A 21899-nucleotide genomic window follows, 5' to 3' on the forward strand; every position below is an offset into this window, starting at 1 on the left:
GCCACATATCTCACCCTACGATCGCTGTCAGCAATTGACCGATTACTTACGGTCGCGGCGCGCCAGCCCAAATGCGCAGGTCAAGCCGCTGATGGCCGGAGATCGACGGTGAGCGTGCCCTCCTCGGTCCGGACCTCCGTGCCCAGCCCGGCGCAGGCGGTGATGAAGCGGTGGCGGATCCAGCCGGACTCCGCCTGGTCCGCGATCCTCGTACGGCAGTAGTCGAGCGCTATGGGCACGGCGCTCAGCCGTACCGGACCGTGCTCGTCCAGGGTGACCAGGAAGATCAGCCCGAGGTCGTTGCGCAGCTCGGGATCCACGATGTAGTCGTCGATGAAGTCGCCCATGTCGTACAGGACCGGTCCGGCCACCCCGTGGAAGACGTGCGCGGAGTGCCCGGCCACCAGGGTCGCCCCCGCGCGCACCAGCGCCTTGGCCGAGCGGCGGACGTGGGTGACGGGCGCGGCGGTCATGTTCGGGCCCCAGTGGACGCAGACGATCACCGCGTCGCCGCTCATGCTCCCGATCGTGCTCATGAGCCGGTCCGGGGCCCCGGTGCCGAGGTCGGCGTACGCGACGCCGGGCCGGCGCTCGGTGGCCCCGAACTCCGAGGGGTGGTCGGTGACGCCCAGCACGGAAAGGCGCAGGCCACCGGCCTCCAGCACGGCGGGCTCCCACGCCTGGTCCAGGTCGGCGCCCGCGCCCACCGTGCGGATCCCGGCAGCCGCCAGGTGGTCGAGGGTGTCCAGGAGGGCGTCCTGGCCGTAGTCGAGCGCGTGGTTGTTGGCCAGCGTGACCGCGTGCACGCCCAGCTCCGCCAGCATCGCCGCGGCCTGCGGCGGGGCGCGGAAGTGGAACGGCTTGCGCAGCGGGTCCCACTGCCGACCGCGCGCCGAAATGCAGCATTCGAGGTTGACCAGGACGAGGTCGGCCCGGGCGAGCACCGCGCGCACACCCGTGTCGAAGAAGTGGGCCGGATCGGCGCTCAGCTCGAGCCGTTCTGCGACGCCGCGCCCGAGCATCGTGTCACCGGCCAGCGCAAGCGTGACCGTCATCGCGGGCCCCCCGATGCCGTCGCGTTCCCTCGGTCATATCCGTCCAGCTGCCCTGCCGGGTGGTTTCGACACCCCCTCTGGCCTGCGGCGGAACCGTTCAGACGAGGAGTTTGCGGGTATTGGGTGGATGAACCTGGAGGAGGGGGGCGAGGGGGCCCCTCACGCCACGGAGGTGAGAAAGCAGTGGCTTTGCCGATAAGGCGTAATCGCGGGGCGATGCAGCCGGGCGCGCCCTGGCAGCGGCGCGCATGGGATCCGTTCACGGAGTTCCAGCAGCTGTGGGATCAGATGGGGCGGCTGTTCGAGCAGGGCGCCGAGACCGACGTCGCCGCCTGGCGGCCTGCCGCGGAGACGGAGGAGACCCCGGACGCCTACGTCGTACGCGCCGAGCTGCCCGGCATGCGGCGCGAGGACATCAACGTCGAGGTCAACGACAGCGAGCTCTGCATTTCGGGGGAGATCAACGAGGAGGAGAAGGGCAACATGCTGCGGCGGCGCACCGGCCGGTTCGTCTACCGGACGATCCTGCCGAGCGACGCCGACACCGAGCAGATCGGCGGCGAGCTGGCCGACGGCATCCTGACCGTGCGCGTTCCCAAGACCGAGAAGGGCCGCGCCCGCCGCATCGAGATCAAGGGCTGACACGGGGGAGGCGCATGGCCGGCACGCAGGCCTTCTGGATCGGCGCCATGCGAGGAGACGACGCCGAGGACCAGGGCAGCGCGCAGGAGCGCTACGGCGAGGAGCTGCGCAAGTGGAGGCACGCGTTCGAGGCTGTTGACGGTGAACCGGCCGCGGGCGGCATCACGCTGGACCCGTTGCACTTCGCGCTGGGCGCGTGGGAGGTGGCCACGCGCCCGGTGGCGGAGCACCCGTACGTACGCCGCCATCCGCGGGTGCTGGACGCGACCTGCCACCGGCCCGAGGAGGCGGCCGGGCTGCTCGCCGTGGTCGAGCTCGCGGCCCCGCCCCAGGTCGGCCTGCCTGCCGGGTGGTCGAGCTGGCAGCGCCAGGAGCCGACGTACGTGCCGCCGCCGTACGAGCGGCCGACCGCGTTGAGCACTCTGGAACTCCGCGTGCCCCTGCCGGTGGGCGGCCTGCCCACCCCCACCCACGCGCGGGCCGAGGGCCTGCCGAACCTCGACGACGCCCAGGCCTCGCTCGAAGCGCTCCTGGCCGAGCTGAACGCCGTGGTCAACCCGTTCCTGCGCGAGCTGGAAGAAGCCGATCCGGCGAGGTGATCGAGGATGAAGAGGCCAGACGAGGATCCCGAGGACGAGTTCTTCGCTCCCGTGCTGCGTGAGCCGCCGCCTCCCGAGGAGGTCAGCACCTCCGGCGTGGTGAGCGACACCGGCGTGCCCGACGTGCCCGGAGGCGGCCACGGCGAGTGGCCGACGTCGCCGCCGCCCTCGACCTGGCTCGGCGTGCGCCTGCTGGCCGCCGCGCTCGCGCTGCTCGCCGGGGTGGTCCTGACCGTGCTGGCCCTGCTGGCGGCGCGGCCGCTCCTGGCCATCCCGCCCGCCGTCGTGGCGCTGGCGGCGGCCGTGTACCTCGTCGGGTTCGGCGTGCGGCGCACGCGCTCCGACGGCGGCCCGCCGACCTTCGGGTGACTGGGGCGGCTATCTGGGTAAGCGCCGTGCTGAGGCCGAGTCCGGGGCAGAGGAGCTGAGATGTCTCTCATCGATGGCGATTGCGTTCGCGAACTGCTGCAGTCGGAGCACCCCGACGCCACGCTCGTGTACGTCCGTGGCGAGTGCGTGGTCCTGCCCGCGAACGAGGTGGACGACGCGCACAAGGGGCTGGTCATCGCCAGCCGCGACGACATCGCGGCCCGGCTGCCGGAGGGCGGGCTGTCCGACCAGGCCCTGGAGGAGCTGGCGATCCGGCTGGACAACGTCGCCCGCGACCTCGGCGCCTGATCCGCGTCTCCGCCCCCTTCCATTCTCCAAGGGCACTGTGTACGCGCGCTGATGACTCGATCGTTATCTGATCGTGGAACGAGTCTGTCAGAAGGCGCGTTGCACAGATCGTGGGGAAGGGATGGTTAGGGCCGGGGGTCGCCTTGGCCGGGGTGGGCGCGGCGGGATGGGGATACTTCCTGCGGCGCCCGTTGCCTGTCGAGTTGCCGGTGCTGATCGACCTCGGGCTGCTGCTGGCGCTCGGGCTGCTGGCCTGGCTGGTGGTCGACGTGGTCCGGCTGGCACGTGTGACGGCTCGCGTGGGGGGAGACGATGCCGAGGCGCGGGTCACCGTGCGCGTGCGGGCCGTCGCGGTGGCGTTCGTCGCCGTGCCGCTGGCCGTGCACGGGGTCGTACGGGTGCGGCAGACGTTCGCCGGAGGGCTGCCCGAGCACGGCGAGATCCTCTTCGGCACGGGACTCGTGGCCGCCGCGGCCGGGTTCGTCCTCATAGCGGGGGTGGTGCCCGACTTCACCGTCAAGCCCTTCGCGGGCATGGGGGCGGGGCTGGCGGCCGTGGCGGCGGTGCTGGCCGCGGTGTCGTTCGCCGGCGCGACGCTGCCCGTCGAGGCGGTCGTCGCGGGCGGGAGCGCCCCTGCTGAGGCGGCCGTGGCGGCGTCGGTGAGCAGGCTCGCCTGGCGGTGGCGGGTCCCGGACGGCACCCCCGCCAGGCAGGTGGCGGTCGCGGGCGGCACCGCGCTGGTGCGGATCGGCGACGGCGTCGTGGCGCTGGACACCCGTACCGGCCGTGAGCGGTGGCACTACCGCAGGCCCGCGGCGCGGGCCACCGGGTTCGAGGTGGCCCCCGACGGGAGCGTCATGGTGCTCACCTTCGGCCAGGCGACGGGGGCGGAGCGGACCAGGGGACGCACGGTGGTGCTGGACGCCCGTACCGGCGAGGTACGGGCCGAGCACGCCGGGCAGCCGTTCGCGGACACCGATCCGGCCGCGCACGGCCTGGTCGGCGTCTCCCGTGACGGCACGATGATCGGAAGGGACCCGGCGGATCCCGCCAGGCACGTCTGGGAGCGTCCCGTACGTAAGGGCTGCCACGTCGACCGCCGGCTGGCGAAGCCGTACGCGGTGCTGCGCGACGTCGTCGCCGTGGTGGCCGACTGCGGCGACGAGACAGTGGTGACCGGGCTGGACCCCGCCGACGGCGCCGAGCTGTGGCGGCACGGGGGCGGGTCCGGCTCCGCGGAGATCGTCCCCTCCGCCGATCTCGGCGCCGTGCGGCTGCGGATCTCGGGCGACGCCGGCACGAAGGAGGTGCTGCTGGACCAGCGGACGGGGAAGGCGATCAACGACGTCACCGGGAGCGAGACCGCGCTCGGGTACGAGAGCGGCCGCGCGCAGGCGTACGCCGAGGGCGAGAGGGGACGCGGGCAGCCGTACGCCGAGGGCGAGAGCGGACGCGGGCAGCCGTACGCCAGGGGCGGGGCGAGGACCGCCTCGACGCCGGACCAGGGCGATCCCTCCGGCTGGAGGGCAGCGTCGCTTCCGCTGAAGGACGGCATGCTGGTGGCGGAGGTGACGGCGACCGGCACGACCTCGATGAGGGTCACGGCGCACGTCATGCCCTGGGACGCGGCGGGCGGCACGGACATCCCGTTCGACATGGACCTCGACGGGCGCGAGGGCCGGTTCACGCTGCTCCCGGCCGCGGGGGCCGTCGTGGTCGCCTTCAGCCCGAGCGCCACGATCGTCGGCCTGACCTGACGCGGGAGTAACGTGTACCTCCTCGTACGAGGAGAGGAGCGCGTTTGTTCGGGGCCGAGGTGCACGCCTATCTCAGAGCGGCGGCAGGGGACCGGGCCGTCCGGTCCGGGCCGTTCACGATCCGGTTCGACGAGCATGACGACGCGCTCTCGTTCAACTACGCCATCCCCGACGATGGTGCCGCGCCCACCGAGGACGAGGTCGCCGCGCTGATCGCGGAGTTCCGCGGGCGGGCCAGGACACCCCGGCTCGAGTACGTGCCGCAGGCGGCCCCGAAGGTGGAAGGCGCCCTGTTCGCGGCCGGGTTCACCGTGGAGGGCCGCTACCCGCTGCTGGTCTGCCCGCCGGACGAGGTGGTGGACGCTCCGGTGGACGTACGGGTCGAGCTCGTGACCGACGACGCCGCTCTCTGGCAGGCCGCGCGGGTGATGAACGAGGCGTTCGAGGCGCCCGAGGCCACCGAGCACGACGTCGCCCGGCTCCGGCGGGTCCTCGACGGCGGCGGCCTGGTCGCCCTCGCCGTGGACGGCGAGGAGGCCGTCGGCGCCGGGCAGCTCGGCCGCCCGCACCGAGGGGTCGCCGAGGTGGCGGGCATCGCGGTCCGCGCCCCGCACCGGCGGCGCGGCATCGCCGGGGCGGTCACGGCGCTCCTGACCCGCGGGGGCGCGGCGGCCGGGGTCACGACCCCGTTCCTCACACCCGCCGACGACGGCGCCGCCCGGGTCTACGCCCGCGTCGGCTACCGGAAGGTGGGCGAGGCCCTCCACATCGTCCTCAGCTGACACCACGCACAGAACGAGCGCCGGGAGCCACGGCGGCTTCCGGCGCTCGGCGTCGAGACGGCGGGTTACTTCTTCTCTTCCATGGTCACGGTGACCGTGCTCGTCTTCCCGTCCCGCTGGTAGGTGACCTCCACCTGCTGGCCCACCTTGAACCCCCGGACCTGCCCGACGACCGTGTCTCCGCCCTGGACCGGCGTGCTGCCGATCTTGGTGATCAGGTCACCCTGCTTCAGCCCGGCCTTCTCCGCCGGGCTGCCCGCGGTCACCTGGCGGACCAGCGCGCCGGGCACGTCGCCGGTGGCGTCGGTGACGCTCACCCCGAGGAACGCGTGGCTCACCTTCCCCTTGCTGATGAGCTGCTCGGAGACCTGCTTGGCGGTGTTCACCGGGATCGCGAAGCCGAGGTTGACCCCGTCGGCGGCGACCGCGCTGTTGATGCCGACCAGCTCGCCGGCGGCGTTGACCAGCGCGCCGCCCGAGTTGCCGGGGTTGATCGCCGCGTCCGTCTGGATCATGCCGCCGAGCGTGGTCGTCTCGGCCGCCTGCCCCTGCCGGCCCCAGCCCGGCGGGAGCTGCTGGTCCTGACCGCCGCTCCCGGAGGTCACCGTACGGTCGAGCGCGCTGATGATGCCCGCCGTCACCGTACCGTCCAGTCCGAGCGGGCTGCCGATGGCCAGGACGTCGTCCCCCACCTTGAGCTGGTCGCTGTCGCCCAGCGTGGCCTTGGCCAGCCCCGACACGTCCGCCGCGCGGATGACGGCGAGGTCGGTGGCCGGGTCGGTGCCGACCACCGTCGCCTTGGCCGTCTTGCCGTCACTGAACTTCACCGTCAACTGGTCGCCCTGCCCGGCCACGACGTGGTTGTTGGTCAGGATCAGCCCGTCCTCCGACAGCACCACGCCGGACCCCTCGGCGTTCCGGCCCTGGATCATCACCACCGACGGCTGCACCTTCTCCGCCACCTGCGCGACCGTGAGCTGGCCCGAGGCCGTGCGGAAGGCCGGGCTCGCCACGGTCGTCTTGGTGACGGTCGGCACCGGGCGCGCGCCCTCCGCCACGTACGCGCCGACGGCGCCGCCCCCGAGCGCCGCCGCCGTCAACGCCGTCACGGCGGCCAGCGCGAGCCCGGCGATCGCCTTGCGCGTGAGCACGAACCCCGGCCGCCTCGGCGGCGGGGGCGGCGGCAGCACCGGCCCCGGCCGGGTGAAGCCTCCGACTGTGGGCGGCCTGTCACCGAACTGACTCCAGCCGCCGGCGTTCTCCTCGCGAGGGGCGTTCGCGTCCATGTCATCTCCTAGAGTCCCGATGACACAAGAGTGACGAACGGCGAGTAAGACCTGATTAAGGGGAAGATCCCCTGGCCCGGCCCGCCCTGACACCGCCCTTATCGCCGCAGGCAGCACCGGCACGCCCCGGCCGGAAATTCTCTCTCATCGAGGGGGTCAGCCCCAGACTTTCCGCGCCGTGTCCGCGACGAGCTCCAGCTTGCGCCGCTCGTCGTCCACCGTGAGCAGGTTCCCCCTGGCGGTGGAGGCGAAGCCGCACTGCGGGCTGATCGCGAGGTTCTCGAGCGGTACGTACTTGGCGGCCTCGTCGATACGGCGGCGCAGCTCGTCCTGTGACTCCAGCGCCGGGATCTTGGACGAGACCAGTCCGAGCACGACGGTCGTGCCCTGGGGGACGAACCGCAGCGGCTCGAACCCCCCGGCCCGCTCCGTGTCGTACTCGAGCAGGAACCGGTCGACCGGCACCTCCCCGAACAGCCGCTCGGCGATCGGCTCGTAACCGCCCCTGGACATCCACGCGCTGCGGTTGTTCCCCCTGCAGATGTGCATCGCGACCGTGACCTCGGGGTTCATGGCCTTGGTCGCGCGCACCAGCTCGGCGTCCACCGAGATCGTCGAGTCGAGGATGGTCTCCGGGTCCGGCGCGTGGGAGCCGAGCATGCGCGCGCGGAACTCCGGGTCGATGACCTGGTTGTAGCCCAGGGAGTCGAGCTGGATCCAGTTCACGCCCCGGTCCAGCAGGCTCTTGATCTCGTCGATCCGCAGCGCGACGAGGTCGCGCATCATGTCGCCGGGCGTCGGGTAGACGGCGTCGCTGAGCCCGGGCCGCCACAGGAGGTTCCCCATGGACGAGCTCATCATCGTGATCTTGAACTGACCGGGCGCGTGCCGGGCGAGGAAGTCCGCCTCGACGGCGCTGAGCTGCCTCTTCTGGGTCAGCTTGCCGCTCGCGGCCACCAGCTCGAACGCGGTCTCCTCGGCCGGCACCTCCCCGCCGTCCCTGAACCAGGTGGAGTTGGGCACCGGCACGGGCTCCACCCCGCCGAGCGACTCCATCAGGCCGGCCATCCAGGTGGCCCGCCGTACCTCGCCGTCGGTGAAGACCTCGATGCCGGCCTCGCGCTGGAGGTCGAGCGCGGCCAGCGCCGCGCCGTCCTCCAGTCCCGCCAGCTCCTCGGCGCTCAGCTCGCCGCGCTCCCGGGCCCGCCTGGCCTGCAGTAACTCGGGCGGGCGCAGGAGGCTGCCGACGTGTTCGGCGTGGTGGTCGGTAGGCATGCTTCCTCCTCGGTTCAAAGGGGCGCGTGGCGCCCGGCCGTGAGGTCGATGTGCAACAGCCACTCTCCGCCGCCCAGCCGCGGCCGTCCACCCGCAGGCGGCTTGCGTACATCAAACTCTTATGCGTACAGTGTTCGCACAACGAGATCGATGTACGCGAACGTTGAGGAGATGGATCATGGAGACGAACTGGACCGCCGCCGGTGACTGGGGCGCGCTGAGCTCGACCGGGCGGAGCTTCTACCCCGAGCGCTGGCAGCACCGCTTCGACGAGCTGCGCGCCGCCTGCCACGTGCCGGGCGCGACCCTGGCCGTGCTGACCGGCGGGCAGGTCTACGAGCTGGCCAGTGGGGTGCTGCACCGGGGCACCGGCGTGGCGGTGAGCCCCGACTCGGTGTTCCTGTCCGGCTCGATCGCCAAGGTCTACACCGCGACACTGGTGATGCGGCTGGTCGGGGAGGGCAAGCTGGACCTCGACGCCCGGGTGGTGGACGTGCTGCCGGAGTTCGCCACGCCCGACGAGGCGGCGACCAAGGTGATCACCGTGCGGCAGCTGCTCAGCCACACCGGCGGGGTCACCAACGACTTCACGTACGACTCGGGCCGCGGGGACGACTGCCTGGCCAGATATGTGGAGGCCGCCCGCGAGGTGGCCCTGGACTGCCAGCCGGGCACGGCGATCTCCTACGGCGGACTCGGCTACGTCGTGCTCGGCCGCCTCGTCGAGGTGGTGACCGGCAAGACCTGGGACCAGGCACTGAAGGACCTGATCTTCACCCCGCTGGGGCTGGAGCGCTCGATGACGCTGCCGGAGGAGGCGCTCGCGTTCCAGGCGGCGATGAGCCACCTGGGCGAGCCGGGCCGGGAGCCCGACCCGGCGCCGGTCTGGGACATGATGCCGCGTTCGGCGGGCCCGTACGGCAGGATCATCACCTCCTCCGGCGACATGGTGCGCTTCGCCCGGATGCACCTGGCCGGGGGCCTGGCCCCCGACGGCACGCGCGTCGTCGACGCCGCCGCGGTCGCGGCCATGCAGCGGCGCGAGGTGGACGTGCCGGACAAGTGGACCGTCAGCGCGGACGGCTGGGGCCTGGGCTGGACCCTCTACGACTGGGACGGCGTCTTCGGCTACGGCCACGACGGCGCCGCCATCGGGCAGTACGCCTACCTGCGCGTCATCCCGGAGGCGGGCGTGGCCGTGGCGCTGATGACCAACGGGGGCGCGGCCAGGCAGCTGTATTCCGACCTGTTCCGCGAGCTGCTCGACGAGCTGGCCGGGGTGCGCATGCCGGAGCCGTTCGGCCCGCCGGCCGCGCCGCCCGCGGTGGACATGACGCCGTACGTCGGCACGTACAAGCGCGAAGGCGTCGTCATCACCATCAGCCCCGACCGGATCCGGTACGAGTTCGTCGACGGGATGAAGGACCTGTCGCCGCCGCTGGAAGGCGAGCTGATCCCGGTCTCGGAGACGGTCTTCGCCGCCACGGGCGCCGGTCCGGCGTTCAGCGAGGGCTACATGCCCGTGGTCTTCTCGACCCTGCCCGACGGGACCCCGGCGTGCTACGTCGGCATGCGCGCCACGCCGAAGGTCTCCGCCTGACGCCGGAGGTCAGTCCTCGGTGCAGCCGGTCTCCTCGACGGACGTGTTGATCCGGGACAGCAGCCGCTGCAGGGTGCTGATCTCCTCGCTGTCGAGATCGGCGAAGAGCGTGGACTCGACGGCGGCGATGGCGTCGTGGATGCCGTCGACCATGACCTTGCCGCTGGCCGAGATCTCGACAATGTGGCGGCGGCGGTCGGCCGGGTCACGGCGGCGCTCGGCCAGCCCGTTGCTCTCGAGGTCGTTGAGTACGGCGACCACCGCGCTCGGGTCGACGCCGCGGGTCTCCACGAGCGACTGCTGGCTCGTCGCGCCCTGATCGGAGAGCAGCATGAGCACATGGCCGTGGGCGGGAGAGCGCAGAGGGGCTGCCCAAGGGGACGACCATGTACTACCTCGCATGGGCACCGGAGTCCGGCTGGACCGACGACCGCCCCAGGCGGCCGGGCGACTGCCGCCGCGGGTAGCGGCGGGTCACGTTCGCAGCAGCGCCGTCGGCCCGGCGTCCGGGCCGACGGACCCGCGCCTGGCGTCCGGGCTGACGGACCCGTGCCTGGCGTCCGGGCTGACGGACCCGCGCCTGGCGTCCGGGCTGACGGACCCGTGCCTGGCGTCCGGGCCGATGGACCCATGTCCGGACCGCCATGGCGCCGAGATGGTGTCCGCGTAGGAGACCTCGCGTGCACCCGCGAACGCGGCCAGCTCGGCGACCGCCGCGCCGACGGCCCCGGCGGACGCCTCGTCGCCGGGGAAGCCCGGCTCCGGGAACACGCCCTCGATCTCCAGCACGGCCCGGCGGCGGTCCAGGCGTGGCACGAGCCGACCGACCAGGCGCTCGCCGTGCAGGACCGGCATGATGTAGTAGCCGTACCGCCGCTTGTGCTTGGGCACGTACATCTCCGTGCGGAACTCGAAGCCCCACAGCCGCTCGGTGCGGGCCCGGTCGCAGATGAGGTTGTCGAACGGCGACAGCAGCGTGGTGCGCGGCTGCCAGTCCTGCTCCAGCAGGCCCAGGGCGTCGCGGTGCACGTACCAGCGCTCCTGGCCGCCCTCGACCTCGGCGGGCAGGATCCGGCCCGAGTGCTCCAGCTCGTGCAGGACCTCCGCGAGGCCGGGATAGCGGTCGCGGACGAAGTGGCGCTCGATGTCGGCGGCGCGGGCCACGCCGAGCGCGCGCAGGGAGTGCTCGGCCGCCAGGGACACCGCCTCCCGCCGTGGCAGCGGCGTGGCGGCGGCCCACGCGGGCAGCCGGCGCTCGGCCAGGTCCCAGTGGCGCGTGCGGCCCGCCCTGCCCGCGACCATGATGTGGCCTTGGAGCCAGAGGAAGTCGAGCATGCGCTCGACACCGCGGCCGTTGGTCCACCCGGAGGACTGCCAGGCCACGCTCACGTGGCCGTCGAAGGCCCCGGGCGGCAGCGGCCCCGCCTCGCGTAACCGGTCGAGCACGTGCTGCCGCAGCTCGTCGTTGGCCGCCAGCCAGTCACGGACCCGCTGCGCGTAGGCGGACTCGCCTCGCGGGTAGCCACGCATCATGACCTGGTGGATCGGATAGTCCTCCGACAGCACGACGGACGCGGCGTGCGCCCAGTATTCGAAGAGCCACCGCTCCTCCCACAGCAACGTGTCGAGGTCGGCGGGGTCGTAGGCCCCGAGGCGGCTCCAGAGCACCAGCAGGTGGCTGCGGGCCACCACGTTGATCGGGTCGAGCTGCAGGCACCGCAACGTGCGCAGCACCTGCCGCAGCCCGTCGACGCCGCCGCCCGGCCGCGGCCCGGCCAGGTGCTGGCAGGTCACGGCCAGCCGCCGCGCGGTCTCCAGGCTGAGGGCCAGGGGGTTGGCATGGCCAGCAGTGTAATCGAAAGAGAGTTCGATGTGTTTCACGTGGGACAAGAGTTGTCCGGATCTGGCCGGACCTGTCCCAAAGTTCGCGCGCACCATTTCCCGGTACGCGACATCGGGAGGTCCCCCTTGCAACCGCCGCTCTTCCTGGAGACGGACCCGGCCGTGGAGGAGCCGCGGTTCGACCCCACGTTCGCCGCCGCGCGCCGCGTCCAGCTCGACGCCACCTCCTGGGTCGAGCACGTCCCCGGCTGGCTGCGCGGCGGCCGGCGGCTGCTCGAATCGCTGCTGGAGAAGGCCGGGTGGGAGCAGCGCGACCGGTGGATGTTCGACAAGAAGTACGCCGAGCCCCGGCTCACCGCCGAGTACACCGACCTGGCCGACGTGCCCGATCCCCTGCTCGCCGAGATCACCGCCGCGCTGTCGGAGCACTACGGGGTGCCGTACGACGGGCTCTGGATCAACCTCTACCGCGACCACCGCGACAGCACCGGCTGGCACGGCGACTGGCAGACCTGCAGGCGGGACGAGTGCGTCGTCCCGGTCCTGAGCCTCGGCGCGACCCGCCGGTTCCTGCTCAAACCCAGGACCGGAGGGCGCAGCGTCGTGCTGACGCCGTCGGCGGGGGACCTGGTGGTGATGGGCGGAAGGTGTCAGCGCGACTGGCGGCACTGCGTGCCCAAGCAGGCCGCTCCGGCGGGCGTGCGGATCAGCGTCAACTTCTCCAGCCGCTTCCAGGCCACCCGCGAGCGGTCATGAGCGTGTCCGGATCCGGCCGGTGCGCCGGCCGCGGGTGACGTACACATAGGGCATGACCACCTACTCCGCCGTCCTCACCACCGGCATCTACTGCCGGCCGGGGTGCGGTGCCAGGCCGCTGGCCCGCAACACGCGCACGTACGAGCACCCGGCCGCCGCCGAGGCCGCCGGGTTCCGCGCGTGCCTGCGGTGCCGGCCCTACCGGGTGGCCGCGCCGGTCGCGGCCGGCGCGCCCGAGCTGGTGTGCCGGGCGTGGCAGCTGATCATCGACGGCGTGCTGGACGACGGCACCGAGGCGGCGCTGGCGGCGCGGATGGGCCTGTCGCCGCGGCACCTGCGCCGGCTGTTCGTCCAGCACATGGGGGCGACCCCGGACCAGCTCGCGCGTTCGCGGCGGGCGCACTTCGCCAGGCGGCTCCTCGACGACACCGATCTGACGGTGCTGGACGTGGCCTTCGCCTCGGGGTTCGGGAGCCTGCGGCAGTTCAACAGGGCCATGCGGGAGGTGTTCCGCGCCTCGCCGACCGACCTGCGCGACCGGCGCCGCCGCGCCGACCGGTTGGTGGCCGACGGCGGGCTGGTGCTGCGGATGCCGTTCGTGCCCGGTTACGACTGGACCGCCGTGCGGGAGTTCCTCGCCGTACGCGCCGTGCCGGGGGTCGAGGAGGTGGACGGCGACACCTACCGCCGCACGATCACCGTGGAGGGCGCGCCGGGGGTGCTGGAGGTGTCGCCGGGCGGAGACGGTCACCTGCTGCTCCGTGCCCACCTGCCGTACTGGGAGGGGCTGATCCACGTGGTGGGGCAGGCGGGACGGATGCTCGGCGTGGACAGCGACCACACGGCGGGGGTGGCGGCGCTGTCGGCGGATCCGGTGCTGGGTCCGCTGGTACGGGCACGTCCCGGCCTCGCCGTGCCGGCGGCGTGGAACGCCCTGGAGGCCGGTGTCCGTGCGGTGCTCGGGCGCGGCAGGACGGCACGCGAGGCGGCGGACCGGCTGGGGGCGCTGACGCACAGGCTGGGGACGAAAGTGCCGGGGCTGCCGGGCGGCCTCACGCACACCTTTCCCGATGCCTGCGCGATCACCTGGGCCGAGATCGCGCAGGAGGAAGCCGATGCCGCGATCGCCCGGGCCGAGGTCACGCAGGAGGAAACCGATGCCGCGATCGCCCGGGCCGAGGTCACGCAGGAGGAAACCGATGCCGCGATCGCCCGGGCCGAGGTCACGCAGGAGGAGGCGGCACTGATCGAGGCGCTGGCGGCCGACGTCGTCCGCGGGCACGGGGCGCTCGACCACGGCACCGGCCCGGACGCGCCGCCCGGCCTGCCGTACGCCGATCAGGACCTCCGCCACGACCTGGCCTTCCGGCTGGGGAGCCGCGAGGCGTTCCCGCTCGGCGACGCGTCCCTCCGCGCCGCGCTGACCGGCCTCGGCCTCGACCCCGCCGCCTGCCGGGAACGGTGGCGCCCATGGCGGTCTCTGGCGGCGGTCCACCTGATGGCGCACGGCGACCGCCTGTGACCGTCAGGAATCCGCGCCCCACCACCCGCGGCGCGCGGCGAGCAGCCCGGCCTGGAACCGGGTGCGGGCGCCCAGCAGGTCCATCAGCTCGCTGACCCGCCGGTGCACCGTACGCAGGCTCACCCCGAGCTGACGCGCGACGGACTCGTCCTTGAGCCCGGCCGCCAGCAGCGTGAACAGCTCCGGATCCGGCAGTTCGGCGGGCGAGGAGACGGCCGCCGAGGGCTTGACCGGCAGCGGCAGCGCCGACCGCCACAGGACCTCGAACAGGGTGACCAGCGCGTCGAGCAGTGTCGAGGAGTGCACGATGACCGCGCTGTCGGCGTAGGCGGACGCGTCGGTGCTCAGCGGCAGGATCGCGGTCCTCCTGTCGGCGATGGCCAGCTTCATCGGCACCTCGGGGCTGACCCTGGCCTGCTCTCCCGCCGCGGCCGCCTCCTGGGCGAGGCGGAGCTTGCCGGGGATCTCCAGGGCCGAGGCGTCGTAGATGCCGCGCACCAGCAGGCCGTGCGCGAGGCGCTCCATCTCGGCGACGTTCTGCTGGGCGGGGTCCTGCGCGTACGGCGGCCGGTCCAGCACCAGCAGCTCCTCGGTCGCCGTCTGCTGCAGCTGCGTGAACCGCTGCACCACGGCCGCCTGACCCTGTACGACCTCGACCAGCTCCTCGGGGGCCTGGTTCTCCGTCCGCGGCGTCTCGGCCAGCAGCGCGAGCGCGGCCAGCCGCGCCTGGGCCAGCCCTTCCTCGCGGCGCGAGATGAGGGCGGCCACGGCGACGTCGGGCCTGGTCGGCACCCACCGGACGGGCCGGCCCGCCATGCGGCTGACCAGACCGAGCGCCTCGAGCCTGGAGCAGGCCCGGCGCAGGGCCACGGTGGTGCGGCCGGTGTGCGCGGCCAACTCGGGCAGCGTGGCACGCGGCCGCCGCAGCAGGTCCCGGTAGATCCGCTCGTCCTCGGCGTCGACCCCGACCGCCGCGAGCGCGTTGTCGTCCGCGTTCATGATCGATGAGTGTGTCAGATACCTGCCATGACACAAACCTGCCGCCGTTTGCGCTGGCCCGGGCGCTTCGCTCCCCGATAGGACGGACTCCGGTAACACCGGCACGTCGGGGAGACAGTGTTGAAGAAGGCATTCACCATCGGACTCGCGACCGCGCTGGCGGTCCTGTCGGCCGCCGCACCCGCGCTCGCGGGTGACGAGCCCACCGGCGACGGCCTCGCCGGCTTCTGGCGCCAGCCGATCTGCAGGACGGTCACCGGCGACGGGTCGGTGACGTACACGCGGAACGACGGCCGGACCATCGCGCCCACCAGCCAGGTGCTGCGCCCGGTCGTGTACACCACCGGGCTCGTCGCCCTCGACCGGCCGAACGAACTGCTCGCCATGTCCAACAACCGGCTGCTGAGCTCCAAGGACGCGGGCTGCACTTGGACGGCGGCCGGCGAGGTGAGCGGCTCGCAGGTCGAGCTGGTCCCGGCTCGGGGCGGCCGGGCCTACGCGTGGGACCGCGAGGGCAACCTCGCGCTCGCCACGCCCGAGGGCGTCACCCCGCTCACCTCACCGGCCGGCGAGCTGGCCGGGCTCGGCGCGGACCGCTTCCGCGGCGACCGCCTGCGGGTGGCCGACGGCTCCGGCAGGTTGTACGACTCGCGGGACGGCGGGCGTACGTGGCGGCCCATCGGGGTGCCCGCCTGGCCGCAGAGCGACCTGCTCATGGCCTACACGGCGGTGTTCGACCCGTACGACCTGAACCATGTGGTGCTCGGCGCGTCCAACGTCGGCGCCCGCGTCACCTTCGACGGTGGCCGCACGTGGAGTGCCTCCACCGGGCTGAGCGCGACCGGCGGCAAGGTCAACGTGTTCAGCGCCGCGATCTCCCCGGCCGCCCCGAACGTCGTCTACGCGATGGGGCTGGACATCGCGGAGTCGGAGGCGGGCGCGCCGTCCGGCGGCCGGCACATCTACCGGTCCTACGACGGAGGCCGGCGCTTCACGCGCGTCGTGGACCAGGGCGACGAGGTCACGATCCCCAACGGGCCGCTGCTCGCCCCGCACCCGACGGACCCGGGCGTCCTCTACTTCGACTTCGGCACTGGGTGGTCGAACATCGGCACGGACATCTACCGGTACGACGCCCGCCTGAACCGGGTCACCGTCAACCACAACTCCTACGACCGGATCACCTCCATCGCCTTCAACCCCGCCAACCCGGGGGTGATGTACCTCGGCGTCGCCGAGGAGGTGTGATGAATGTTCTGTTACTGGTGAAGCGACCGGTTCCAGGGTGGATGTCTGTTCTTATGGTACTCGTGGTGCTACGGTGAGTGCCGTTCCCGTTCGCGGACAGTCGTGAAACGGACACAGTAAGTCGTGGGCCTTAAGTCATGCATGCCCGCCCCCCGCCCTGAGGACCCCCGAACATGCAAGCAGACGTACCTCAACGGACGCCCGAACGGAAGCTCACCTCCAAGGAGCTGGCGGTCGTCGCCTTCGTGGGCACGATGGTGGTCACGGCTGCTGTGTGGTTGTGGGCGGTGACCGCCGCTCCTGCCGGGGCCAGGGGATTGATGGCGGCCGTGGGCGCCGGCTCGACGCTGCTGCTGGCCTGCGCCGCCGGGGCCGCCGCCTACTACGCCGCCACCGGCCGCGAGCTGCGCCGGCAGGCCAGGTGGGCCGAGGCGCGGTACCTGTGGCTGCGGCAGGAGAACATGCGGGTGGCCGAGGAGGCGCTGCCCGTGCTGGGGCGCCGGGTGCGCGAGGGCGTGCCGGTCGTGGACGCGTTCGCCCAGGTGCCGAGCTTCGGCGAGAGCTCCCTGCAGCGGGTGCTCCGAGCGGCCGGCAACGAGCTCGGGGTGCTCCAGCGCGAGCGCGACACGGCGAGGAAGGCCCGAGAGTCGGCCGAGTCCGGCGCCAGGGCGGCCCGCGAGGCGCTGGAGCAGGAGATCTCCCGGCTCTCCTCCGACACGCTGCCGGAGCTCGTACGACGGCTCCAGAGGGACCGGATGTCGGTCGGCGCCGCGCTGGCGGACGTGCCGCAGCCGGAGGGCGGCCCCCTGCGCGACCTGCTGGGCGAGACGGCGCAGCACCTCGGCGAGAGCGAGCGCAGAGGAGCCGCCGTGATGGCCGCCTGCGCCGGCGCCGCGGCCCGGGTGCAGGCCCAGGCGACCAGCCTCCTCGCGCAGCTGCGCGGCCTGGAGGAGCAGTACGGCGAGCAGGAGGACGTCCTCAGCGACCTGCTCGACCTGGACCACCGCGTCTCCCAGATGAGCCGGCTGGCCGACAACATCGCCCTGCTGAGCGGCGGGCGTTCGGGCCGGCGGTGGACGCGGCCGATCGTGATGGAGAGCATCCTACGCGGCGCCATGGGCCGCATCGGCGCCTACCGCCGCGTCCGCCTCCACTCCACCAGCGCCGCCGCCGTGGTCGGGTACGCGGCCGAGGGCGTCATGCACGCGCTGGCCGAGCTGATGGACAACGCCGCCACGTTCTCGGCGCACGGCACGGAGGTGCACGTGTACGTGGACGAGGAGGACGCCGGCATCGTGATCACGATCGACGACAGCGGTCTCGGCATGCGGCCGCGCGAGCGGCAGCACGCCGCCAAGCTCGTCTCCGAGCCGCTCGACCTGCGCACGCTCTCCGGCACCAGGCTGGGTCTCGCGGTGGTGGGCCGCCTGGTCGACAAGTACGGCCTGACCGTGAGCTTCCGCCCGTCGGCCCGCGGCGGCACCGGGGTCGTGATGCTGATCCCGCGCGTACTGATCACACAGCCCAGGAGCGCCGAGCCGCCGGCCGTGCCCGCGCAGGCGGCCCCTGCGGAGGACCCGCCGACCGGCGAGGAGCTGCTGCCCAGGCGGCGTCGCGGGCAGACGCTGGCCGAGGCGACGAGGGCGCGGCAGGCGCCGGAGGCCAGGGCGGTGGCCCGCGACGGGCGTGATTCGGCGGCGAGGTTCGCCGCGTTCCGCCAGGCGGGCGGCCGTGGGCGTACGTCTTCTCCGGCCACCGGCGACGCGTGAGCATGCGTCGCCGCCCCCCGGAACTTTCTGATCACAGTAAGGAGGCAGGGACGCCCGCGCCGCACACGCGCGTCCCGTCGTTTCGATGAGCACTATCGACGCTGCAGGCACCACCGATGGCGAGCTCGACTGGCTGCTGGAGAACCTCAGGAAGAAGACCCCGGGAGTCAGGCACGTCCTGGTCCTGACCAGGGACGGTCTCAAGATGTGCGTCACCTCGGGCCTCGATCGCGACAAGGCCGACCAGCTCGCGGCCCTGGCCGCCGGCATCCAGAGCCTGTCGCTGAGCGCCTCCGCCGAGTTCGGCGACGGCATCGGCGCGGGGCAGGCGATGGTGGAGTTCGCCGGCGGGCTGCTGCTCATCGTGCCCGCCGGCGAGGGCGCGCATCTGGCCGTGATCGCCGACGAGGACGGCGACGTGGGGCTGATCGCGCACAACATGAACGAGATGGTCGAGCAGATCGGGGTCTACCTCAGCGCGGCGCCGCGTCGAGCGGAGACCAGCGGCGAGCGCCCATGACACCGCGCCCTGTCGACCGGGAGGACCCGGACCGGCTCTACACGGTCACCGGCGGCCGCACCCGTGCCGACGAGAACGCCTTCGACTCCGTCTCCCTGATCGTCAGCGAGTGCGAGCCGGCCCCCGGCATGCAGTCGGAGCACGTCAAGATCCTCCAGCTGACCCGGGAGCCGGCGGCGGTGGTGGAGATCTCCGCCGAGCTGCGGCTGCCGGTGAGCGTGGTGAAGATCCTGCTGCGCGACCTGCTGGACACCGGCCGCATCACCGTTCGCCATCCGTCCTCCGCCCTGCAGGCCGGGCGGCCGGACCCCGAGACCCTGAGGCAGGTGCTCAGTGCCCTCCACGACCTCTGACGCCGTACGCACACCGCTGCGCGGAACCGCACTCGACGCACTGAAGATCGTGATCGTCGGCGGCTTTGGCGTGGGCAAGACGACCATGGTCGGCTCGGTCAGCGAGATCCGCCCGCTGAGCACCGAGGAGGTCATGACCCAGGCGAGCGAGGGCATCGACGACGCCAGCCGGGTGCGGGCCAAGACCACCACGACGGTCGCCTTCGACTTCGGCCGGATCACGGTGACCCCCGACAAGGTGCTGTACCTGTTCGGGGCCCCGGGTCAGCAGCGCTTCTGGTTCGTGTGGGACCAGCTCTTCGCCGGCAGCCTGGGCGCGGTCGTCCTGGTGGACACCCGCCGCCTGCAGGACTCCTGGTACTCCATCGACCGGCTGGAGCACCACAAGACGCCGTTCGTCGTGGCCGTCAACCGCTTCGCCGACGGCCCCTCGCTGGAGGCCGTGCGCGAGGCGCTCGCGCTCTCACCCGACGTCCCGCTCATCGAGTGCGACGCGCGCAAGCGCCCCTCGTCCAAGCACGTGCTCATCACGCTCGTGAAGCACATTGCCGGCACCCGGGACGGCGAGTCGTGACGAACCCGCTCATGGAGGCCTATCCCGATCACGTCGCCGCCATGCGGCTGTACGGGCCGGAGATCCACGCCGACCCGGTCGCGGTGTACGAGGAGATGCGCCGCAAACACGGGCCGATCGTGCCGGTCCTGCTCGACGACGACATCCCCGCCTGGCTCGTGGTCGGCTACCGCGAACTGCACCACGTCACCAGCCAGCCCCAGCTCTTCGGCCGCGACTCCAGGCGCTGGAACCTGTGGGACCACATCCCCGAGAACTGGCCGGTGCGCGCGTTCGTGAGCTGGCAGCCGTCCCTGGTGTTCACCGAGGGCGCCGAGCGCAAGCTCCGGGGCGGCGCGATCGGCGACGCGCTGGACACCGTCGACCGCATCGAGCTGAACATGATCTGCGAGCGGGTCGCCGACCGGCTGATCGACGAGTTCTCGGGGGACGGTCGCGCCGACCTGATCAGCCAGTACGCCCACCGGATCCCGGCCGAGGTCGTCACCCGGCTGTACGGCCTGCCGGAGTCGGAACTGCCCGAGCTGGTCAAGGACGCCTACCTGGTGACGGACGCGGGCGAGGAGTCCTTCCCCGCCGGGCTGCGGGTCATGGAGCAGGTGAACCGGCTCGTGGCCGCCAAGCGCGCCAGGCCGGGGCACGACCTCACCTCGCACCTGCTGGCGCACTCCGCGGGGCTCTCCGACGAGCAGGTCGTCCAGGATCTCATGGTGCTGATGCTGGCCTCCCACACCCCGAGCTCGAACTGGATCGGCAACACGCTGCGGCTCATGCTGGTGGACGACCACTTCTCGATGACGCTCCAGGGCGGCCGGAGCAGCGTGGGCCAGGCCCTGAACGAGGTGCTGTGGAGGGACCCGCCCACGCAGGCCATGCCGTCGCGCTGGGCCGTACGCGACTGCGACGTGGCCGGGCGGCGCGTGCGCAGGGGCGATCTTCTGGTGCTCGGCATCGCGGCGGCCAACGCCGACCCGCAGGTGCGCCCGGCCGCGCCGGTCCACTCCGGCGCGAACAGGGCGCACATGTCGTTCAGCCACGGCGAATACGGCTGTCCCTTTCCGGCGCCGGAACTCGCCGAGATCATCGCCAAGACGGCCATCGAAGTGCTTCTGGACCGGCTGCCCGACGTGCACCTCGCGGTGGAGCCGGAGCGGCTGCGCTGGCGGCCGTCCGTCTGGGTGCGCGGGCTGGAGGCGCTGCCCGTCCTGTTCAGCCCGGCCGGCCCCCTGGGTCGGAGACCGGCCGAGCACTGGGAGTCCTGATCAGCGCACGCTCTTGCCGGTGGCGCTGAGGTCGCGGCGGAAGGACTCCGGCGCCTTGTACACCGCGAACATCGTGATCAGGGCGCCGATCATGACGTACGCGGCGACCAGCGGCCAGCGGGAGCCGTCCTTGCCGGCCAGCGCCGTGGCGATGAACGGGGTCAGGCCGCCCGCGAAGATGGAGGCGATCTCGCGGCCCGCCGCGGCGCCCGTGTAGCGGCGCTCGGCGGGGAACAGCTCGGCGAAGAACGCGGGCTGGATGGCGTTGATGGCGTTGTGCCCGAAGTTGAGGATCAGCACGTACCCGAGCACGATCAGCACCATCGACCCGCTGTGCAGCATGGCGAAGAACGGGAAGGCCATGACGAACACCACGACGGCGCCGAAGAAGTAGATCGGCCGCCGCCCGACCCGGTCGGAGATCGCGGCGAACACGCCGTGGCTGACGAAGGAGAGCACGGCGGCGACGAGGATCGCGTTGTTGAGCTGGGTCTTCTCGAGGCCGAGCGCGCTGGTGCCGTAGGACAGCGCGAACACCGTGAGCAGGAAGTACGGCACCGACTCGGCGAACCGCAGGCCGATGATCAGCAGCAGGTTGCGCCAGTCGTCCACGAAGATCGTCCGGATCGGCCCGTGCTTCGGACGCTCGGGCTCCGCGGCGGCCGTCTCGCCCTCCTTGCCGCCCTCCTTCTCGCTGGCCACGGCCTCGGTGAAGACGGGCGTCTCGTGCAGGCTGCGCCGCATCCAGAACGTCACGACGAGGACCACGGCCGACAGCAGGAACGGGATCCGCCACCCCCAGCTCAGCAGCTGATCATCGGGGAGCGTGTAGACGTAGGCGAAGATCCCGGTGATGAGGATCTGCGCGGAGAAGCCGCCGGTGTTGGGCCAGGCGCTGAAGAAGCCACGGCGGTTCGGCGGAGCCGACTCCAGCACGATGATCATCGATCCGCCCCACTCGCCGCCGACCGCGAAGCCCTGCAGCAACCGCAGCGCCACCAGCAGGACGGGGGCCCAGATCCCGATGGTGCCGAACCCCGGCAGCAGCCCGATGAGGATGGTGCTGACTCCCATCACGACGAGCGTGACCATCAGGGTGGACTTGCGGCCGTGGCGGTCGCCCCGGCTCCCGAAGAACAGCCCGCCCAGCGGCCTGGCCAGGAAGCCGACGGCGAACGTGCCGAAGGCGGAGAGCGTGGCCACGAAGCCGCTCGCGTCGGGGAAGAAGACCTTGGGGAAGACGACGGCGGCGGCCGTGCCGTAGACGAGGAAGTCGTAGTACTCCAGCGTGTTGCCGAGGAAGCTGGAGGCCGTGACCTTCCAGGTGTAGCGGAGATCTGTCTTCGGAAGGGTCGCGACCATGGCGCCTCCCTTTCTGCT

At 72.4% G+C, this 21899-nt stretch carries 22 protein-coding genes; 15 read left to right on the plus strand and 7 right to left on the minus strand.

Annotation, left to right across the window (positions count from 1 at the left end):
• Nucleotides 1–80: 80 nt before the first annotated feature.
• The gene (locus tag AB0H84_RS14235; RefSeq protein WP_357603242.1) at nucleotides 81–1055 is read right to left on the minus strand and encodes a CapA family protein; all 975 of its coding nucleotides are present in this window, start codon (nucleotides 1053–1055) and stop codon (nucleotides 81–83) included.
• Nucleotides 1056–1238: 183 nt separating this feature from the next.
• On the opposite strand from AB0H84_RS14235, the gene AB0H84_RS14240 reads away from it, so the two are divergent.
• From AB0H84_RS14240 to AB0H84_RS14265, 6 genes are all read left to right on the plus strand, one after another.
• A complete protein-coding gene (locus AB0H84_RS14240) occupies nucleotides 1239–1697 on the plus strand; it encodes an Hsp20/alpha crystallin family protein (protein ID WP_357603244.1) in 459 nt (152 codons plus the stop codon).
• A 14-nt stretch (nucleotides 1698–1711) separates the two neighbouring features.
• Nucleotides 1712–2296, plus strand: a complete 585-nt coding sequence (locus AB0H84_RS14245; RefSeq protein ID WP_357603247.1) for a hypothetical protein — start codon at nucleotides 1712–1714, stop codon at nucleotides 2294–2296.
• Between the two features lie 6 nt (nucleotides 2297–2302).
• A complete protein-coding gene (locus AB0H84_RS14250; protein ID WP_357603250.1) occupies nucleotides 2303–2665 on the plus strand; it encodes a hypothetical protein in 363 nt (120 codons plus the stop codon).
• A gap of 60 nt (nucleotides 2666–2725) precedes the next feature.
• The gene (locus tag AB0H84_RS14255; RefSeq protein ID WP_357603252.1) at nucleotides 2726–2974 is read left to right on the plus strand and encodes a hypothetical protein; all 249 of its coding nucleotides are present in this window, start codon (nucleotides 2726–2728) and stop codon (nucleotides 2972–2974) included.
• 152 nt (nucleotides 2975–3126) lie between these two features.
• Nucleotides 3127–4731 (plus strand): PQQ-binding-like beta-propeller repeat protein, encoded by a 1605-nt coding sequence (locus AB0H84_RS14260; protein WP_357603741.1) that lies wholly within the window; start codon nucleotides 3127–3129, stop codon nucleotides 4729–4731.
• A 44-nt stretch (nucleotides 4732–4775) separates the two neighbouring features.
• Complete coding sequence (locus AB0H84_RS14265) at nucleotides 4776–5513, plus strand: GNAT family N-acetyltransferase (protein ID WP_357603255.1); 738 nt, start codon at nucleotides 4776–4778, stop codon at nucleotides 5511–5513.
• 65 nt (nucleotides 5514–5578) lie between these two features.
• On the opposite strand, the gene AB0H84_RS14270 is transcribed toward AB0H84_RS14265, so the two are convergent.
• Together AB0H84_RS14270 and AB0H84_RS14275 are read right to left on the minus strand one after the other, a co-directional pair.
• Nucleotides 5579–6799 carry a trypsin-like peptidase domain-containing protein gene (locus AB0H84_RS14270; RefSeq protein WP_357603258.1) on the minus strand — a complete coding sequence of 407 codons (1221 nt, stop codon included), beginning with the start codon at nucleotides 6797–6799 and terminating at the stop codon, nucleotides 5579–5581.
• A 156-nt stretch (nucleotides 6800–6955) separates the two neighbouring features.
• Entirely contained in the window at nucleotides 6956–8074 is a 1119-nt protein-coding gene (locus AB0H84_RS14275) for a 5-methyltetrahydropteroyltriglutamate--homocysteine S-methyltransferase (RefSeq protein ID WP_357603261.1), read from the minus strand.
• A 178-nt stretch (nucleotides 8075–8252) separates the two neighbouring features.
• Here AB0H84_RS14275 and AB0H84_RS14280 point away from each other — a divergent pair, with 178 nt between their 5' ends.
• Complete coding sequence (locus tag AB0H84_RS14280; protein ID WP_357603264.1) at nucleotides 8253–9674, plus strand: serine hydrolase domain-containing protein; 1422 nt, start codon at nucleotides 8253–8255, stop codon at nucleotides 9672–9674.
• A 9-nt stretch (nucleotides 9675–9683) separates the two neighbouring features.
• Here the strand turns inward: AB0H84_RS14280 and AB0H84_RS14285 are convergent, their stop codons facing one another.
• Both AB0H84_RS14285 and AB0H84_RS14290 read right to left on the minus strand, forming a co-directional pair.
• On the minus strand, nucleotides 9684–10076 hold the full coding sequence (locus AB0H84_RS14285) for a MarR family winged helix-turn-helix transcriptional regulator (RefSeq protein WP_357603267.1): 393 nt from the start codon (nucleotides 10074–10076) through the stop codon (nucleotides 9684–9686).
• 72 nt (nucleotides 10077–10148) lie between these two features.
• Nucleotides 10149–11555: a crosslink repair DNA glycosylase YcaQ family protein gene (locus AB0H84_RS14290; protein WP_357603270.1), complete on the minus strand. Its 1407-nt coding sequence runs from the start codon at nucleotides 11553–11555 to the stop codon at nucleotides 10149–10151.
• An 87-nt stretch (nucleotides 11556–11642) separates the two neighbouring features.
• On the opposite strand from AB0H84_RS14290, the gene AB0H84_RS14295 reads away from it, so the two are divergent.
• Complete coding sequence (locus tag AB0H84_RS14295) at nucleotides 11643–12272, plus strand: alpha-ketoglutarate-dependent dioxygenase AlkB (RefSeq protein WP_357603273.1); 630 nt, start codon at nucleotides 11643–11645, stop codon at nucleotides 12270–12272.
• Between the two features lie 52 nt (nucleotides 12273–12324).
• Nucleotides 12325–13794, plus strand: coding sequence for an AlkA N-terminal domain-containing protein (locus tag AB0H84_RS14300; RefSeq protein ID WP_357603276.1), 1470 nt, complete (start codon nucleotides 12325–12327; stop codon nucleotides 13792–13794).
• Nucleotides 13795–13797: 3 nt separating this feature from the next.
• Here the strand turns inward: AB0H84_RS14300 and AB0H84_RS14305 are convergent, their stop codons facing one another.
• On the minus strand, nucleotides 13798–14793 hold the full coding sequence (locus AB0H84_RS14305; RefSeq protein WP_357603279.1) for a helix-turn-helix transcriptional regulator: 996 nt from the start codon (nucleotides 14791–14793) through the stop codon (nucleotides 13798–13800).
• 120 nt (nucleotides 14794–14913) lie between these two features.
• Here AB0H84_RS14305 and AB0H84_RS14310 point away from each other — a divergent pair, with 120 nt between their 5' ends.
• The 6 genes from AB0H84_RS14310 to AB0H84_RS14335 all read left to right on the plus strand — a co-directional run bounded on the left by AB0H84_RS14310 (nucleotide 14914) and on the right by AB0H84_RS14335 (nucleotide 20519).
• On the plus strand, nucleotides 14914–16041 hold the full coding sequence (locus AB0H84_RS14310; RefSeq protein ID WP_357603282.1) for a hypothetical protein: 1128 nt from the start codon (nucleotides 14914–14916) through the stop codon (nucleotides 16039–16041).
• A gap of 173 nt (nucleotides 16042–16214) precedes the next feature.
• Nucleotides 16215–17810, plus strand: coding sequence for an ATP-binding protein (locus AB0H84_RS14315; protein ID WP_357603285.1), 1596 nt, complete (start codon nucleotides 16215–16217; stop codon nucleotides 17808–17810).
• An 85-nt stretch (nucleotides 17811–17895) separates the two neighbouring features.
• Nucleotides 17896–18330, plus strand: coding sequence for a roadblock/LC7 domain-containing protein (locus tag AB0H84_RS14320; RefSeq protein ID WP_357603288.1), 435 nt, complete (start codon nucleotides 17896–17898; stop codon nucleotides 18328–18330).
• Entirely contained in the window at nucleotides 18327–18683 is a 357-nt protein-coding gene (locus AB0H84_RS14325) for a DUF742 domain-containing protein (RefSeq protein WP_357603291.1), read from the plus strand. Before AB0H84_RS14320 ends, AB0H84_RS14325 begins: the two co-directional genes overlap by 4 nt.
• Nucleotides 18664–19257: an ATP/GTP-binding protein gene (locus tag AB0H84_RS14330; RefSeq protein ID WP_357603294.1), complete on the plus strand. Its 594-nt coding sequence runs from the start codon at nucleotides 18664–18666 to the stop codon at nucleotides 19255–19257. Before AB0H84_RS14325 ends, AB0H84_RS14330 begins: the two co-directional genes overlap by 20 nt.
• Nucleotides 19254–20519, plus strand: coding sequence for a cytochrome P450 (locus AB0H84_RS14335; protein ID WP_357603297.1), 1266 nt, complete (start codon nucleotides 19254–19256; stop codon nucleotides 20517–20519). Before AB0H84_RS14330 ends, AB0H84_RS14335 begins: the two co-directional genes overlap by 4 nt.
• Here the strand turns inward: AB0H84_RS14335 and AB0H84_RS14340 are convergent, their stop codons facing one another.
• Entirely contained in the window at nucleotides 20520–21881 is a 1362-nt protein-coding gene (locus AB0H84_RS14340) for an MFS transporter (RefSeq protein ID WP_357603300.1), read from the minus strand.
• Nucleotides 21882–21899: the final 18 nt, after the last annotated feature.

This window comes from Nonomuraea sp. NPDC050786 (genome assembly GCF_040654115.1).
In the GTDB taxonomy this organism is placed as follows: domain Bacteria; phylum Actinomycetota; class Actinomycetes; order Streptosporangiales; family Streptosporangiaceae; genus Nonomuraea.

Bases quoted from the DNA above. Each gene is read 5' to 3' on its own strand.
- AB0H84_RS14235 (WP_357603242.1), bottom strand. From the start codon at position 1,055: ATGACGGTCACGCTTGCGCTGGCCGGTGACACGATGCTCGGGCGCGGC.
- AB0H84_RS14245 (WP_357603247.1), top strand. From the start codon at position 1,712: ATGGCCGGCACGCAGGCCTTCTGGATCGGCGCCATGCGAGGAGACGAC.
- AB0H84_RS14250 (WP_357603250.1), top strand. From the start codon at position 2,303: ATGAAGAGGCCAGACGAGGATCCCGAGGACGAGTTCTTCGCTCCCGTG.
- AB0H84_RS14255 (WP_357603252.1), top strand. From the start codon at position 2,726: ATGTCTCTCATCGATGGCGATTGCGTTCGCGAACTGCTGCAGTCGGAG.
- AB0H84_RS14270 (WP_357603258.1), bottom strand. From the start codon at position 6,799: ATGGACGCGAACGCCCCTCGCGAGGAGAACGCCGGCGGCTGGAGTCAG.
- AB0H84_RS14275 (WP_357603261.1), bottom strand. From the start codon at position 8,074: ATGCCTACCGACCACCACGCCGAACACGTCGGCAGCCTCCTGCGCCCG.
- AB0H84_RS14280 (WP_357603264.1), top strand. From the start codon at position 8,253: ATGGAGACGAACTGGACCGCCGCCGGTGACTGGGGCGCGCTGAGCTCG.
- AB0H84_RS14285 (WP_357603267.1), bottom strand. From the start codon at position 10,076: ATGCGAGGTAGTACATGGTCGTCCCCTTGGGCAGCCCCTCTGCGCTCT.
- AB0H84_RS14300 (WP_357603276.1), top strand. From the start codon at position 12,325: ATGACCACCTACTCCGCCGTCCTCACCACCGGCATCTACTGCCGGCCG.
- AB0H84_RS14305 (WP_357603279.1), bottom strand. From the start codon at position 14,793: ATGAACGCGGACGACAACGCGCTCGCGGCGGTCGGGGTCGACGCCGAG.
- AB0H84_RS14315 (WP_357603285.1), top strand. From the start codon at position 16,215: ATGCAAGCAGACGTACCTCAACGGACGCCCGAACGGAAGCTCACCTCC.
- AB0H84_RS14320 (WP_357603288.1), top strand. From the start codon at position 17,896: ATGAGCACTATCGACGCTGCAGGCACCACCGATGGCGAGCTCGACTGG.
- AB0H84_RS14325 (WP_357603291.1), top strand. From the start codon at position 18,327: ATGACACCGCGCCCTGTCGACCGGGAGGACCCGGACCGGCTCTACACG.
- AB0H84_RS14340 (WP_357603300.1), bottom strand. From the start codon at position 21,881: ATGGTCGCGACCCTTCCGAAGACAGATCTCCGCTACACCTGGAAGGTC.